The sequence below is a fragment of the Shimazuella kribbensis DSM 45090 genome (genome assembly GCF_000428065.1).
GTDB lineage: Bacteria > Bacillota > Bacilli > Thermoactinomycetales > Thermoactinomycetaceae > Shimazuella > Shimazuella kribbensis.
In genome coordinates this window covers 1-15,852 of sequence record NZ_KE386618.1, presented here as the reverse complement: position 1 = coordinate 15,852, position 15,852 = coordinate 1, and the positions used below count along the sequence as shown (strand labels likewise).

Below are 15,852 nucleotides of genomic sequence, written 5' to 3'. Positions count from 1 at the left end.
GATACCCCCTCTTTTTTTTTATGGATAAACGTCAATCGTGTTGACATTATCAACACAAAATGATAGTTTAAGAATGTACCCAATAACCACCATCAAAGGAGCTGTTATATATGAATGGAAAAGAAACAGCAGTAATAATTAGAAAAGAACTCAAGAAAGCATTTAATATAAAGTTCAGCGTTAGAAGCGATGTAACCAGTGTACGTATTAAATGGGTAGGATTCCCCACTGTTAAGCATGTCGAAAGCATTGTAGGTAAATATAGCAGTGTAAGACGTGATGCAGTTACTGGTGAAATTCTTGGCGGTGGTAATCTCTTTATCTTCTGCAATAACGAATATCCTGAAGATATCAAAGAAGAAATTGAGGCCCTTATGCCTGAAAATCTAGAGCATTACAACAGATACCCCCACTTTAACAGAATCGCTAATGAACTATACAAATCTAAATATCAAGCTCAGGTAGTACAAACAGACAAACCAAAAACAAAAAAGAAAAAAGTAGTACAAGAAACAAAAGAAGTTAAAAACGTTGAAGAGGTCCAAGAAGTAAAAGAAGTTACAGAAATAAAAGAGCCTTCTGGATTCCAGCAACGCCAACAAGAAAGAATTGAAAGATATAGAGCGTTAGCTGAAAAGAACCGCAAATTGTCCAATGCTCTCTGGAACTCACCTGCAAATCAAACATTGGTTAATATGCAAGGCGAACCTATCAAAGTAGGTCATCATTCAGAAAAAAGACATAGGAAACTTTTTGAAAAGGCCCATAATGATATGGGCAAAGCTGTAGATGCTAGTAATAAAGCGGAGTATTATGAAGCTAAAGCTGAAGCAATAGAAATCAATAAAGAATATATCATCTATTCGGATGATGAAGACGCAATTTTTAAGCTAGAAAAGAAACTGCAAGACCTAAAAGAAAATCATGAATTGATGAAACGCATAAATAAGGAGTACCGCACATACAAAGGTGATATTGATAAAATAAATTGCTCTGATGAGCTCAAAGTGAAAATAAAGCAATGGAAAAAGGCTTTTAAGTTCTCATACAGCTTTATCCCCTTCAATTTGCCTAGTAGCAACCAGAATATCAGAGCAACAGAGAAGCGACTAGAAAGGCTTAAAAAACAAGCTCAAGATACAACAACAGAAATTGAACTAGATGATGTTACCATAGTAGATAATGTGGAGCTTAACCGCTTGCAAATCTTCTTTCCTGATATTCCACCTAAAGAATTTCGCAAAAAATTAGGTTCTAAAGGCTTCCGTTTCTCCTACAAGAACGGTAAAGCATGGCAAAGACATAGAAGCGATTACGCAAAGCAGATTGGAATAGAACTTGTAAATGAATATAACGCTATTTAACTACCTTCGGGTAGTTTTTTCTTTATCCAAAGAGGTCCGTTGCTCCGTCTTTTTCTTAGGGGTAAACCAGCATCCGGCGACTGAGGGGTAACGTAACCATATAATGGAATCTATCTGACGGACTAGAGCAGCGACCTTGTCACTGAGCCCATAAGAAGAAAAAGATTATTTGCATGACATAAGCAGTTGCCAAGATCAGATATACCTTTTATACTTGATACGATAACGTATTAAAAGGAAAGGAGAGGGGAATATTGATCATTCAAGCAAAACCACGTCTTAATGAAATTCTAAAAATGCGAAATATGACACAAAGGGAACTGGAAGCTCTCTCTGGAGTGCCACAGGGGAGCATTTCGAGATTCGATACCCGCAAAAATCACGACACGAACCATCTATTTTCGATTGCGTACGCCTTGTCTTTAAATATAGAAGACCTGTTCGAGATAGTGAAGCACCCGGATGACGCTTAAATTTTCTTAAAAAAATAGAGGGAATTTTTATTTTATCCTTGATGATACGTAATCGTATATCGTGTAATATGGTTGATGAGAGATAAATAAAAATTAAACAGGCAGCGTTGCTGTCAGTGTCGATTCAAGAAATAAACAGAAAAAAGCCACTTTGAGCGGCTTTTTTCATTTTGAGATATTCATTTTTCTTAGTTTGATTGGCATATGTGAGAAATTGGAAAAACTCAACAGAAGAACCAAACGCCCCACGTGGGGGAAGGAGGCGAACAGGACGAAGCAGGAGGGATCGGTTGATTCAAGAGCGTATGAACAGTATGGTGGCTAGATTGTGTTATAGTAGGTGTAAAATAAGAGTGAATATAAGCGTAAACAAGCCTCTTGTCGTATAGATAGCTAAAACCCATTTAAAATCAAGGGTTTTAGCTATTTTATATTAGATTAATTACCTATTAATTTCTCATTAAGAATATATTGATTGCTCATTAATAACCTATTAATTATCTATTAACATTCCATTTAGGTTCTTGCAGTTGAATGTCTCTTTTCTAACCATTCAGTTTCCTCTCCTTCTACAAAAAAATACATCTGTTGTACCTTCGCATCACTATAATATTCCTCTTTTACCATTTCCCAGTTATTCGCCAAACTGTCTCGCCTTCGCTCAGTTTTTGTTACCCAAAGAACAGGTGCGTTTAAGTTTTCCGCATACTTTGGAACAATAGTATTCCGATACTCTCTATATTTTTGGATAATTTGTTTGGATCGCTCCGTATCATTGTCGAATTCCATCCAGTACATCTGGTTGTCCATAACTAATAAACCATCTGGTCGAATTATCTCCCGTTTTTCTTTCACTGCAAGTTTGGGATCTTTAGACCACTCATTCTTTCTTATGATTTCCCAAGTTCTGATAATGATATCAGTTGCTTCCCTAGAAAAGTACCAATTGAAATTATCACGACCGTAGTGATTGATTAGTCGTGTTAATATCCCATTTACACCAATATAATGATACATTTGTCCGTCTTTAATATCCCATGAACCTCTTTCATTCATGATCCCTAAACAATACTCAACACCTTTAGGGCCTAAAGAATAAACACGGCTAGTACTTCCTCGATTTTCTGTTATTTGACGACTTGATTTTGTCCATCGACTTTTTTCCTTTTTGATTTTTTTCTTAATTTCTTTTGATTGTGATACTTTTTGTTCATCATTGAGACTAGAATCTACCTCAATAGCTGTTAGCTCATGTTTTAACTTATCTACTTTATCTTTTGCTAGTGTATTTTGAACCTGCTGATATATTTTAAAAACCCTTTTTTCCGTGTACCCCATTACGACTGAGAGATCCTCTAGGGTTACCATTCCCATTTCAAACAAAACCATCATAAGCCTTTCATATGGTCTCAATGCTGGATGAGAAATCCATTGGAAAATCATAAAATTTCCTCCTTAGGTATTTTTCTATTCTATTGCATTTAATAAATAACTCTAGCGGATTTGCTTGGTTTATCATCTCTATCATCATCGTCATCTGGATCTTGAGGACCTGGCTCCCCGATTCGGTCTATGTAGTCTAGATAGGACTGTAGAAGCTTATCTATTTCTTCTTTTCTCTTTACCTCTGATGAATCTTCCATCAATATCTTCGCCCAACGCAATCCATATCGCTCTGCTATTCCTTTTTCATGATTTCGATAATTTGCCTCTCGTCCACTGGGTAAATAGACAGTTGGTGGATTATTGCGAACCATGCAACTCATAACCTGACTTTCTCCATCTACTTTGATTCTTGTAAATACAGCAGCATATCTTTCATGCAGTTGTGTAATAAAATCTCTTTTAAAATGATGTTCCGTCATAGTTTCAATCTTACTTGCACCAACACCAGTCTGAGCACAGGTTATGATAGTTCCCATTAAATTTAGAGCAGTCAAAAGTTCTTTGTTTGTGATTTGATCGATCATTTGAGTAACCAAACCTATACCAAAGTTGAACTTTCTATCCTCGGCAATGATTTTTGCAATGATTGGAATCTGAACCAAATGAGATTCATCTATCAACATAAAGTGATACTTGGAACCTTTGGTACGGCTTTTAGCTGTCATATGATATTGATTGACCAAGTTACCTACCGTTACTTTTATTCCTTCTTGGCTTAAGCCCAACGTATCAATAAAGACAAGATATCCTTTGTTCATATAGGTGGAAATATCAAATGTCCATTCTTTCTGCCCATACATACGTCGCATGGTGATATTTCGTAACAAGGGATCAATTCGGTTTAAAATGGCATCATTATCAATCGGATCATCTCCCCATCCTCTAATCTCACGATAAACATAAGGGTCTTTTCCTTTTATCCTTTTAATCACTGTTTTTCGGAAAGCAGGATTTCTTAAAAACTCAGGTATAGCTAAGATGGAATGTTCCTCTTTGTCTAAGATTAGAGCTTGAATGCAGTTTTTTAAGATACGTTTTGCTTCCGTTAAGTTATCACTATTTGCAGTATACAAAATGACATCTGCTGCATTATCCGCTGCTGTCTGTATATCCACTCCTTTTGGGACATGTAGTATATTTAACCCTGGATGTTGATTGGCTTTATTGGTTAAATCAAAGTATTTTATCCGATCTTTTGGTATCTTTAACCCTTGTTTTAACTCCATATATGCTAATCGGTTTTGTATAACGGCTATTGTCTCTTGACTAGGATCAATGATTGTAATACCTGGATGGTTGGGATCTTGTATCCAATCTCGAATCATGCTATCCATCATGTCAATGATCAAACTAGATTTTCCCATCCCGGGGGCACCAGTAACCAAAAAATGCTTGGTTAATTGCTCAAAATCAATTCTGATGTCACGTTGATACAGAGGATGATCTTGGATTCCAAGAAAAGCACCTTCATTTAGCTCTCGTTTATCCAATGTACGATGATTAGTAGGAAGATGAGGGATATAACCACGTTCATTTTTCTCTGTACTGTTATTTTTTTGATAGATAGGATGGTTATTAGGTGGTAAATGAAATAAATTTGCTAATTCGTCGTCCGTCCAAATCATTTTAGTAGTCGGAAAAGGAACTGGTATTGGGTTTTTATCTCGAAGCGGATGCCGATACCATGGATTTCTCCAACGATAGAATCGGACTGCTCCATCGTGCTTCAATGCAGTTTCAATGGCTACAGCAGTAGAACGCATAGTTGGAACAGCATATTGGTTATCGGACCAAAGGGACATACGCACCCGAAACACTTCTTCTCGGCCTGTTAATCGCTTCGCTAAGCTAGTTCTTTTTGCTTTCTCATCTGGAGTTAAATCATGTACCTTTTTCTCTTTTAGACCTTCCAATACTTCTTCAGATCGCTCATCCAACATTCCCCATCCTTCTGGTGAGAATTGAACATCTATCATGGTACCTGGTCGAAGACAAGCCAGTATATCCCCGAGAGGACTTTCTTTTTGCTCTTTAAGGGAAGTCATAGGAAGTCCTTTTCTTCTGCCTCGTCGAAATGAGAAATGACCTCCTATTCCCTCTAAACAAGGTTGAGGAAACTTATCATGTGGTATAGGATGAATTTCACAATGTGGATAGATATTCCGAATGATATCTTGTATCCCACTTGTTTTATCCTGTGGAAACCCAAGATAAATACCAATCTCGTTACTCTCTTCGGGAAAATCAAATCGAATACGGTACCAAGGTTGCCCCTTCAACCATTTTTCTTTCCCTCTTCTACTCATCCCACCAAAAGTACGAACTAATTGCATGATTTTCGTAGGATTAAAAGTTGTTTCAGCAGAAGGAAGAACTCGGATATAGCGTACATCTTTTTCTGCTCTCCTTCGATAAAACCAGAGGATCAACAACTTGATTCCTATGTATAGGGTAACGACTGTCCCTACTATCGTCACAAGACCCCATATCAAAACGCTTCTATCTATATTTCGTATAAAGAAATACAAGATACCCAATGGAATTACATACATAAGTACTTGTCCAATTGCTTGTGCTTGAGCTAAATTCCTTTCCTCTTCGGATTGCTTTTTCATTTCTTCTCTCTCCCAAATCATCGTTTCGGAATCCAATTTAACGGTTCTACTGCTTTACCATTTACATGAACTTCAAAATGCAAATGCGGCCCAGAACTGCGACCATTATTCCCAACCTCTGCAATTTTCTGTCCTCTGGACACGCGCATTCTTAGTTTTACGAGTACTGTATTGGGATACATATGACCATACCAAGTTTCTACTGACTTACCACCTATACTCCCATGATTGATAACCACATAGTATCCGAATCCACCTGGATTGGTTTTACTTCTTGTGACTATTCCATCTGCTACTGCATACATGGGTGTACCGATTGGAGCTGCAATATCTATTCCTGCATGAATATGATCCCCACGGTTTTCCCCAAAACGACCAGTGTATCTTCCTTTGGCAGGCATAGAAAAAGAGGAAGATGTAATTGAACCTCCATATTGACCAGATAACGGACTTGCTGTCTGCCTCTGTGAAGCGAATAAAGTAAAGTATTTTTCGACTTTCGTTACATATTTGTCGGAAGGATTATATTTCCAAACAGGGCCACCACGATCAAACCAATCTTTACCTGTTCTTTTTTTATCATTCGCTAATCTTTTTGCGGCTGCTGCTACAGAATCTAGAATATTATTCGGATCCATCTTTCCATCTTTGTTATAATCCACTGCTTGTCCATTATGAAAGTTTTTTGGATTAGTCAAATCAATATGTACACTGGGCAAGAAATCACCTAACCTATCACATTTATCCTTGTAATAATCCCATCCTAACCAGTTGCAAGGCATGAACTGTACATGACCAACTGCACCCGCACTACTTGTATTTAAATTACGACCAAATGAGGTTTCTACATTATGAATAGCAGCTAAAAGATTCCATGGAACTCCATATTCCTTACCAAGCTTCTGATAAATGGGCAGGTATTGCGCCGGAATCATGGTTTTTCCATCAGCAGATATAATCCAATTTACATCCATAGTGGGCATAGCAGTAGCTTTCTCTTTTGCTACTTGAATGATAGACAGAAGGCAGCCTGCTATGAGAATGATTAAGATAACAAGAAATCCAATCGGAAAAATGGAACCAATCAAAAACGGAAGGCTCTTTTTTGCAGTGGCGATAATGGCTTGTTTTACCATCAATGAAGCTATTTTCCCTTTTAAATAATTAGCTATCCTCTTCAGCATAAAGTATAACCTCCGAAACCAGCCATTTGGTCGGATCGTCGATAGAGGATTGGAGGACAATCGAAACATTGTTTTTCTGAATCGATTTTTGGCCATTCCCATTGGAAACTTCCATGAATAAAGTTGCTGTCCATAGAAATCCTTCATTTAATGGTTGTATATATACGTTTTCCATCTTTCGAAAAGCAACAGTAACTATCTCAAAGGTAGGACGTATGTGTATGTCTGCTTCTTTTTCTTCTTGATAGAAAGCAGATTCTACCATTGGTTGTATTCGAGTAGATCGATCCATTTTCCGAGTATCATACGTGAAATATTCTTTCACAAAACGCTCTGTTTGTTTTTTAGCCAGCTCTTGCTTCTTTGCATAGCTCAGTTTAACAGTGGTTTGTTTCTTAGATTGGTAGAAGGGATCATCCTTTATCGATGATGAGGAAGGATTCTTATCTGAATCGCCTAGTAATCCCCCAATAAAAAAAGATAGAGATACGATTAGTATAAATAGGAAGATAAGAATATTTTTTTTCGTTACATTTTTATTTATTTCTTGTTTCAACTGAATAAGGAAACTATCTCGTATGTCTAGCCATATCCTTTTTTTGTCTTTTTTTTGTTTTGGTATGTTCATAAAGCGAAAGGAGGATATAAAATCCTCCCTGTCACCTCTCTTTTTTTTCCTCTATCAATTTGCGATATTTTCGTAAACACTCACGGTCATCAATTTTTTGTTTGATGGGACGTTGGGTAAATAGACGACGAAAAATACTTTTGTCATATTTTTTCTTTTGTTCTTGATACAAACTATTTCGTTTTTGTCTTACTTCTCTCTCCGCACTTGTCCACATATCCCAATGTTCTTGAAACTTAGGAGTAGAACTCCAGATTAGATACTCAGGAGTATCTGGTCGGGGAGGTCTTGGCGGAATCATACTTCCATCTAAAATGGGGTTTTCATGAACTGCATAGTAGTTTTTATCTGATTTTGGTATCCAATCTTCTATCTCATGTACATGTGATTCTAAATCTGGATGTTGTTTGATAAATTTCTTTCGAGATTCCTCATTTGTGGGTTTATACCGTTTCTTGACCATCTTTTGATACGTATCGGAAGCATTTTTAGAAAGATTTGCTGTTAATGTTTGGGCTTTGGGATTTAGAAAATTTAATTTTCCTTTTGCTATATGCACAGCATCAATATTTCCAACATACTGACCTGCCTTTGTGATCCCTTTACGAGCTTGTTTTCCAATTTGTTGTCCGACAAATGTAGCAGGTTTTTTGAGAGCATATTTTTTGGTAACACCCCACATTTTTCCAACAGGCTTTCCAACCAAATTACTTGTTCCTTTGATCGCACTCATAGTAACCATACGACGCATAATGCCTAAGTCGTTTTGACTCTCTCCTGCTTGTGTAGACCCACCAAATAATCCAGGAATGTTACTGATTCGTCTTTGAACACCTTGAACACCAGCCCACAATCCAAATAAAAGAATAAGGATAAGGAGTATTCGATCCCCAAATGTGGCTCCTTTGAAAACGGTTGGATCTTGAATTTTCGTCCAAAGCGCAAGAAAACAAGCTAGTGCTACAGTATAAAAGAAAACCATGAGAAAAGAAGTTAGCACCCTTACCGTTGCTTGGATCGCAGCACTAATTCCGTATCCTGGATAGAGTGCCATGAGATAGTCAAAAACTAAGAAAACAGTTCTACCAATGGCTCTTGCTTTCCATATGAGAACAATAATTGCAACACTCATAATTACAACTAAAGGAATGAATGTTAGCAAAACTACTACACTAGTTTTGTAAAACCGTTCTCCAAAACCATCTATTGTAAAGATTTTGTATTCATTGGAATCAGTTGTTCCATTTGATTGAATTTTCCCATTGATTTTCAGCCATTCTTTTCTTTTTTCCTGATTATCTTTCGTGTCTAGTAAAGACATCCATTTGGCTTGTCCTAACTGAACACTCCCGAAATTAGCGATCCAATAGGGCTGCACCACTAAGCTTTTCCAGATCGAATCGTCAATAGCATGAATCCCTGCTAGTACTTGGTTATTCCAAGGATCAAAATAGCGAGCAGTTTTTTTTGTTGCTTGATTTCCTGTTCCGGTTTCCGATTTAGATGTTGCCTTTTTTTCTAACTCTTCTTTTTGAAGGTCTTTTATTTGCAGTTCAACCTTTTTAATTTCAGTAGAAATCATGTTTTTCATGATTTCTGCTCCCATTTGTGTCACAACTGCATTCGTTTTACTCAACACAGTCGGCATATATACAAGCATAGCTGGAACAAATGCAACAAGTAAGACGATCGTACCAATAGACAGAAAGGATCGATTGGTGTCACCTTTCGACCAAATCAAAACTGCACCTGCAATCCCAAGTACAGCAACCAAAAACCACAAAGGTTTCCAAACGTTGTTGATGATATTAGGCATGAGATTGGATAAAAGATCAAATAATTTATCTAACATGGTTGGATCGAATACCCAATTCACCATACGAATGGCTAACTCAACTAAAAAAAGATAGAGCTTCCATCCTAAACCCAGCAAGTAATTCAAAAACTGCACAATCCCAATCATAGGGATATCGCTCCAAGAAGAATCTTCAGGAGAATACTGATCTAATTGATAGTATTCTTTTTCGTATTTGGAGTACAAAGGGGATTCAATGCTGCCACTGGGATACAGATCAGCATCACTTTGTTCTGCATATAGCTTGTTTGGGAAGAAACAACCAACCAATAGACAACTGATGAATAGCAATATTAATGTAGTTCTGCGTCTTTCCATTCCCACCGTCTTCCCTCTTCTTCCCAATACCTACTGGTTTGTAATTCTTCAAAACTTGAATAAATAGAATCAACTTCATATGCATAATCGTAAACGTAAATATTCTGATCTTTTTGTCCTAAACTTACTTCAAGAACACTACCATTTTCTGATTGTGGGTAAGGTACAAATAGATACACCAACCAAGAATCTGCACCGTTCCTATGGGAAGCTACTTTTACCTTTCCTGCTTTAACAGTATAAAGCTCTATCGTACTTGTTAAATCATTTGACTCTGACTTCCACAATCGACTTGCTTTCGTTTCATCTTTATGGATTGAAGCAGCTTCCACGAAAGCGATTGCTTTCTGTTCCCAAACTTCAAGTGGAATAGCCTCTGGTTTAACCTTTGTAACCTCTTTTACATCAGTCGGAGGACTTGAATCTAAATTGGATGTACATCCTACCAGCGTTGTCGAAAAAAGAACGGATAGAGTCCCTAAAACCAACGCTTTTTTGGTCATACATGGATCACTCCTCTCTCTGAAGAAGAATCATCATCCTGATTGGTATGCGTTTCTAGTAAATCGGGACGGGTTTTTAGGAATTCCCGCACATGTTTTTGTGGGGTGATAAATTTCACCAAGCCCACTCGTTGAGCTAAATCCCGAACATACCCAATGGAAAACTGTCTTTCACCTAATTTTCCTCTTAGTGATTGTAGGCTTTGTTCGATACCTAACCGCTTTAACTCCTGAAATACTTCTTCGTTTTCTAAGCTTACTCCAAGAGCTTGCATTGCTTTTGTTGTCTGCTGATCGGTTTTGGTACCTAAACAGATGTATACACTTACATGATTTAGAAGCGATTCTGGTATATCATCGGGATTTTGGGTACAAATGATGTTTCCACAAAAAGCAGATCGTCCCAAGCGGAAATTTCGTTCAATTTGATATTTTCCTGCATTACTTCTCATGTAGAAATGTCCTTCATCCCCAACGAAAAAACTAAATACTCCTTTTTGCTTCCCTTCAATAAGGAATTGCTCCACCATTACGGATATTCCAATCATACAGGACTCGGAAAGCCGTTCTGAGTGGCTAACAGAAGATTTCCCATCTTCCGGTAGGGTAATATTTTTAATCCCTAAAATGATGAGTCCTGTTTTGGGAAACTGTAGTCTGTTTTCTTCCTTGGCTTCTCCAAAAATCAATTTACCAAGTGGAAGTTCCTTTACTCTTTCTAAATAAAATCCCATTTCTCGTGCTTCTTCACGGGAAGATTTTTTAAGCATGTCTATTACTTTAGACATGGAAGGATCATTTATTTTCGAAACCGCATCCAATGCCTGCAAAATATCGTTTCTTCTGGCAAATGACTGTTGATCATTGGAGATATCTAGAATTTGCAATATCATGTCGTATGCGATTTCTCTTGCTCTTGCTAACCGTTGTTTTTCTTGATCGTTTTCTCGTAATTCCTCATCATCCATATGCTGAATCAGCGAGAAAGGGTCTAAAATACCCGGATTATCGTATCCATCCAGAAACTTGTACTGGACTTTCCCCTCTAATCCAGGGGCGTTATGCCATTGATCATGTTCTCCTTTTACATCCACGTAAATCCCTCGTGAATGGGTAGTGAGAAGGGTGTCACGAACAAGATCATCTGCAAGGTGGGTTTTTCCTGACCCCGCTTGTCCTACAATCACAATGTTACTGGTGGAATCTACACGTGCTCCCCAACTAAAGTTAAGACGAACGATAGAGCCATTGGTAAGCAACATACCTTTGGGAAGACCTGTCGGATCTCCTAACTGATCTGAAGCCCCCGGAATAGCGATTGCTCCTGTTCGATCGGGTAACATCGAAAATTCAAATCCGATTGGAGACCATTTGGCTTGAGGAACCCAAGCATCATAGTAGGCCCCTTGATCTGATGTAGAACGATGGGGAGTAATCCCTTTTTTTTCAAGGTATCCCTCTAAGATTTTTACATAGTACTCTAGTTCTTCTTCCCCATATTCTGCGGTGAGACAAAATACCAAATGAACTTTATTGAGAGGAGATGATTTCGAATGAATCTCTTCTTCAAAAAATTCCGCTTTCGCTTCTGTTTTCTCATCCATAAGCGTGATGGATTGTACTTCTCCGACATGCTGACTGTTTGCGGATGCTGCTTTTTTCTTCCGTTCTGCAAATGCCTTTGCGTCCTTGAAACTTTTCTGTCTCCACCATAGCTGCACTTCTACAGGTAGTCCTTGACTCTGCAAATCATAGAGTAGATCGTACCCAGGAGTTGCAATTTGAGAAGGATACAAGGCAACAGTAATAAACGTTAAGTAACGTTCTCCTTCTGTGTGATCAATTCGTATGTATTTCCCATGATCTTCAACAGGATTTGGCATAAGAAAGTTAAGATTTTCAGGGTATTCTTGATGTGCTAGTATAGGTCGTTTGAGTCCCCTGTAGTTATGTTTTTGATAAAAATCCATGATTTCTACTGTAGTCAATTCAGAAACGGATATATTCGCGGTTTGTTCCCGAAAAACCCGCTGGAAACGCTCCATGTTTTGATCATCTAAAGAAGTACTAATTATTTTTCGCAACCATCTTTGGACAGAATCAGATGAAAATGGATTATACCGAGATAAGACCGTTTGTTTGAAGGCATCTCCGACAGGAAGCTCTATCGCAAAGATAAACTCGTACTGGGATTGTGCTCCTTCTTGTTGGATTGTTTCTAGCCAAGAATCGGTCAATTGAGCCAACTCTTTTTGATTTTCCGTTGGACTCGTTTCCGTAACGTTCTCCAGTTCCGTACTCCAGCTTTGTTCTTTTTGAACGAGCCATATACTACCTGTCAAATCCGGTACAATTACATCTTTGAATATACTTTGGGCCTCTCGGATTTTTTGTAGCTTTTCCTCCACTGACAATCCATCATATGAAAAAGTGTGGAAACGACCAAATGCCCAAGGTACACCTTGTATGATAGCTATGTTTCCTCGTATTTCCGTTGGCATATAAATAGCCATGTACTTCCCCCACTTTATTTCCAATAAATATAGGTTTGTTGTTGGTATTCTCGAACAAATCCTTTTTGTGGTACACCACGATTGATCACCCTTCGAAAGGGACGAATCCATCTTCGCACTCGGATATAAACCCAACCTAGCGGACTGATGTTGTCAGGATCAAAATAAGATATCAAGACAATAAGTAAAAACGGAATGGTTCCGTATTTATGTATGGGATCTCCAAATGAAATCCACTTGAAAGCGATAAATTCCCAAACGATTGCTACCATCACACTTACTAGAGTGATGGGAATAGGAAGCGGAATTTCTTTTCCTTCGATTTGGCGAATTACTTGCTTTAACCTTGTAACTTCGGTATACATTTCTAAAACAATTGGGTCTTGGGAGTCTCTCATCGTAATCCTAATTCCCTTTTGCATAATCTAAAATAGATTGTGCAAGTTGTTCGATTAGGTCTTTGGATGCTGATCCGCTTGTGAATAGTACCAAGATAATAGCACCCACTATAAGAGTTAATAAAGCAGGGAGAGCCATTTTATGCAGCAACCCCATCCCTTTTATCCCAATAACCACTAGGATAAATACGGTGAGTACACCAAGAATTTGATAACCAATATTCGTAAACCATTTAAATACATCAATTTTCTCTGCCATAAAAACAGCCAAGTATGTCATCTATTTTCCCCCTAACACCTTTTTCACTACATATTGTCCATCCTTTTTTTCCAACTCTAGTTGGTATTCAAAAGGTAAAATCTGTCCTTTGGCATCAATGGTGATAATAGCACTTACAATCAATGGATAATTTTTTAGTGGCTTTACGGATACATCCTTATAGGTACCACCAATCAATCCCAATACATCCGTTGGTGTAACATTTTGATATTTCGTATTTTGATCTTTTCGTCCCACTAACCAGCTATCAAAAAATCCATCTACTGCTTGCTGTACCAGCTGCATTTCACTATCTGGTACAGAAGGGGATTCCAGAATACTCTGAGTTTCTACTTCAGGATCAGGTAGAAGGGATGGTAATCCATCAACTAACCAAGTAGCACCTGATTTTACAATAGGAAGCTGGATGATAAATGTACGACCATCTTTAAATTGTACTTGGTACCCAACATAAGCCTTTTTTCCTGCCTCCAACCACTTTTCATCCCAACGGTCAATGCTTAAAAATTTGGAATCGCCCATCGGAATTATAGTTGAATTTTCATCCAAATCCGTTTGAACTCGTTGAGTGGAATATCCTTTTAGTACCGTAATTTTATCGTCCATATTATCTGACTTACCAGCAAACCAATAGAGCAAAAACTTATTTCCCACAGTTTTTGCACCATCTGGGACAACGGGCGCTAAATTGACTACCTCTTTTTTGGTTTCAGGGGCTGTTGTCCAAACTTTCACGGTAAGGGCAACTTGACGTACTCCCCATGCCAAAGCAGCAAAACAAAGTATCACAATTACTATTCTTCGTGCTTTAGCAGTGATTACATATCGATCCATTTTTCAGCTTTCTCCTAAATAGTATTGGGATATCCATAGCGTAAAATTATGGAGTTAATCTATCAATATTTTAATCTAATTCAATATATTTTTGTATTTTAGAATAGAAAGACATGTAATGTTCATAACTATTATCAATAAATACGTAATAAAATAAATAGTTTTATAGTGATTTTGGTTAGTTAAAATACAAAAGAAAGAGGAAACTCTCTCTATTAATAGAAACATAAAATCATATAATTACCTTCCGATTTTCCTAACTGCTCACACTCATGGTTAGGTTTTTTTATTTTGTCTTGCCTTATTTCTACGAAGTGATAAATTTGTGGTATCTATGGTTCTAGGAAAAGGAGATAAACAACATGGCTGATATTCTAACACTATCTATACAAAAAGGTGGAACCGGAAAATCAACAAACAATGGAGCACTTGCATATATATTTTCCGAATTACTGGGTTTAAAAGTATTAGTGGTTGATTTCGATCCACAAGGTAATCAAACTGAGTTACTAACAGGTAGTGACACAGAAGAATTTGAAAATCAAACAATACTAGAAGCTATGGAGATTTTAGACGCTCGTCCTTATGTACTTAAAATATCGGATAATCTCCATTTAATCCCCGCAGATGATAACCTAGGTATTTTCCCACGTCGTGCATTCTCTCGATACTATCAAAAAGATGAAGATGGTAATGTCATGTTTGATGAGGATGGAGATATCATTATCAGTCCAGAAGCTGGAACAGTATTGAAAAAAACACTAGAAACAGTCAAGGATCACTATGATCTAATTTTTATCGATACCCCACCCATGCTTTCAGAATTTACTGCTAATGCTTTGATCGCTTCGACTGGAACAGTGGTAATCTATCAAACTCATGAATTTTGTTTTTCTGCTGTAAGACGTTTTTTAGAAACTATCAGGGATTGTCAAGAAGGTCCTAACCCAGATTTAAAATTATACGGAATTTTGTCAACAATGCTTGATAAGAGGAGATCTGATGCAAACGCTTACTTAGAACTTATTAATGAAAAGTATTCTGATCTAGTTTTAAAAACCACCATTAAACATAAAGCATCTATTGCAAGACTACCGATTTACGGGCTTGATCCTGACAACAAAGAATTGGACAATGCATTAGATTTATACAAATTAGTAGCTAATGAACTTCTAGAAAGAATAAAAAACAATCAATTCTTTGAAATTACCGAGGAGATGACTGCCCGTGACGAGTAAAAAAGATGAAATAAAGAATACTAAACGTAGAAAGAAAAAAGTACATAGTGCTCTATTTCCATCTCCTAATAAAGAAGAAAAAAAAGAACCAGAACCAACTACTAAACAACACAGCACAGCTAACAGCACAGAAAACAGCGCTTTACACAGTACTCAGGACAGTACGGAAAACAGTATCTTACACAGCATTCAAGACAGTGTTG

The 15,852-nt window shown here is 37.4% G+C and carries 14 protein-coding genes; 4 read left to right on the top strand and 10 right to left on the bottom strand.

The genetic code is table 11. The annotated features are described in order from the left end of the window. Positions 1-110 precede the first annotated feature (110 nt). Together A3GQ_RS0121165 and A3GQ_RS0121160 are read left to right on the top strand one after the other, a co-directional pair. A complete protein-coding gene (locus A3GQ_RS0121165; protein ID WP_028778727.1) occupies positions 111-1,364 on the top strand; it encodes a DUF3560 domain-containing protein in 1,254 nt (417 codons plus the stop codon). Between the two features lie 254 nt (positions 1,365-1,618). Further along, positions 1,619-1,837, top strand: a complete 219-nt coding sequence (locus A3GQ_RS0121160) for a helix-turn-helix domain-containing protein (RefSeq protein ID WP_028778726.1) — start codon at positions 1,619-1,621, stop codon at positions 1,835-1,837. A 516-nt stretch (positions 1,838-2,353) separates the two neighbouring features. On the opposite strand, the gene A3GQ_RS0121155 is transcribed toward A3GQ_RS0121160, so the two are convergent. The 10 genes from A3GQ_RS0121155 to A3GQ_RS0121110 all read right to left on the bottom strand — a co-directional run bounded on the left by A3GQ_RS0121155 (position 2,354) and on the right by A3GQ_RS0121110 (position 14,411). Next, a complete protein-coding gene (locus A3GQ_RS0121155; protein WP_028778725.1) occupies positions 2,354-3,280 on the bottom strand; it encodes a replication-relaxation family protein in 927 nt (308 codons plus the stop codon). A gap of 38 nt (positions 3,281-3,318) precedes the next feature. Next, complete coding sequence (locus A3GQ_RS0121150; protein ID WP_156877874.1) at positions 3,319-5,898, bottom strand: type IV secretory system conjugative DNA transfer family protein; 2,580 nt, start codon at positions 5,896-5,898, stop codon at positions 3,319-3,321. A 17-nt stretch (positions 5,899-5,915) separates the two neighbouring features. Beyond that, a complete protein-coding gene (locus A3GQ_RS25900; protein ID WP_169818321.1) occupies positions 5,916-7,082 on the bottom strand; it encodes a peptidoglycan DD-metalloendopeptidase family protein in 1,167 nt (388 codons plus the stop codon). Continuing rightward, positions 7,063-7,638 carry a hypothetical protein gene (locus A3GQ_RS27785; protein ID WP_169818320.1) on the bottom strand — a complete coding sequence of 192 codons (576 nt, stop codon included), beginning with the start codon at positions 7,636-7,638 and terminating at the stop codon, positions 7,063-7,065. The genes A3GQ_RS25900 and A3GQ_RS27785 overlap by 20 nt, the downstream gene beginning before the upstream one ends. Before the next feature lie 103 nt (positions 7,639-7,741). Continuing rightward, a complete protein-coding gene (locus A3GQ_RS0121135) occupies positions 7,742-9,889 on the bottom strand; it encodes a hypothetical protein (protein ID WP_028778721.1) in 2,148 nt (715 codons plus the stop codon). Further along, positions 9,859-10,386 (bottom strand): hypothetical protein, encoded by a 528-nt coding sequence (locus A3GQ_RS0121130; RefSeq protein ID WP_028778720.1) that lies wholly within the window; start codon positions 10,384-10,386, stop codon positions 9,859-9,861. Before A3GQ_RS0121130 ends, A3GQ_RS0121135 begins: the two co-directional genes overlap by 31 nt. Continuing rightward, on the bottom strand, positions 10,383-12,899 hold the full coding sequence (locus A3GQ_RS0121125) for an ATP-binding protein (RefSeq protein ID WP_028778719.1): 2,517 nt from the start codon (positions 12,897-12,899) through the stop codon (positions 10,383-10,385). Before A3GQ_RS0121125 ends, A3GQ_RS0121130 begins: the two co-directional genes overlap by 4 nt. A 14-nt stretch (positions 12,900-12,913) precedes the next feature. Continuing rightward, on the bottom strand, positions 12,914-13,297 hold the full coding sequence (locus A3GQ_RS0121120) for a hypothetical protein (RefSeq protein ID WP_028778718.1): 384 nt from the start codon (positions 13,295-13,297) through the stop codon (positions 12,914-12,916). Between the two features lie 7 nt (positions 13,298-13,304). After that, positions 13,305-13,577: a hypothetical protein gene (locus A3GQ_RS0121115; RefSeq protein ID WP_028778717.1), complete on the bottom strand. Its 273-nt coding sequence runs from the start codon at positions 13,575-13,577 to the stop codon at positions 13,305-13,307. After that, positions 13,578-14,411 (bottom strand): conjugal transfer protein, encoded by an 834-nt coding sequence (locus A3GQ_RS0121110; protein ID WP_028778716.1) that lies wholly within the window; start codon positions 14,409-14,411, stop codon positions 13,578-13,580. A 362-nt stretch (positions 14,412-14,773) separates the two neighbouring features. On the opposite strand from A3GQ_RS0121110, the gene A3GQ_RS25245 reads away from it, so the two are divergent. Together A3GQ_RS25245 and A3GQ_RS25240 are read left to right on the top strand one after the other, a co-directional pair. Then, positions 14,774-15,649, top strand: coding sequence for a ParA family protein (locus A3GQ_RS25245; protein WP_051272211.1), 876 nt, complete (start codon positions 14,774-14,776; stop codon positions 15,647-15,649). Beyond that, positions 15,639-15,852 (top strand): hypothetical protein (locus A3GQ_RS25240; protein ID WP_037465808.1); only part of this gene is annotated, 214 nt, incomplete at its 3' end. The genes A3GQ_RS25245 and A3GQ_RS25240, both read left to right, overlap by 11 nt.

Coding starts and splice junctions, on each gene's coding strand:
- A3GQ_RS0121165 (WP_028778727.1), top strand. CDS start 111: ATGAATGGAAAAGAAACAGCAGTAATAATTAGAAAAGAACTCAAGAAA.
- A3GQ_RS0121155 (WP_028778725.1), bottom strand. CDS start 3,280: ATGATTTTCCAATGGATTTCTCATCCAGCATTGAGACCATATGAAAGG.
- A3GQ_RS0121150 (WP_156877874.1), bottom strand. CDS start 5,898: ATGAAAAAGCAATCCGAAGAGGAAAGGAATTTAGCTCAAGCACAAGCA.
- A3GQ_RS25900 (WP_169818321.1), bottom strand. CDS start 7,082: ATGCTGAAGAGGATAGCTAATTATTTAAAAGGGAAAATAGCTTCATTG.
- A3GQ_RS0121130 (WP_028778720.1), bottom strand. CDS start 10,386: ATGACCAAAAAAGCGTTGGTTTTAGGGACTCTATCCGTTCTTTTTTCG.
- A3GQ_RS0121125 (WP_028778719.1), bottom strand. CDS start 12,899: ATGGCTATTTATATGCCAACGGAAATACGAGGAAACATAGCTATCATA.
- A3GQ_RS0121120 (WP_028778718.1), bottom strand. CDS start 13,297: ATGAGAGACTCCCAAGACCCAATTGTTTTAGAAATGTATACCGAAGTT.
- A3GQ_RS0121115 (WP_028778717.1), bottom strand. CDS start 13,577: ATGACATACTTGGCTGTTTTTATGGCAGAGAAAATTGATGTATTTAAA.
- A3GQ_RS0121110 (WP_028778716.1), bottom strand. CDS start 14,411: ATGGATCGATATGTAATCACTGCTAAAGCACGAAGAATAGTAATTGTG.
- A3GQ_RS25245 (WP_051272211.1), top strand. CDS start 14,774: ATGGCTGATATTCTAACACTATCTATACAAAAAGGTGGAACCGGAAAA.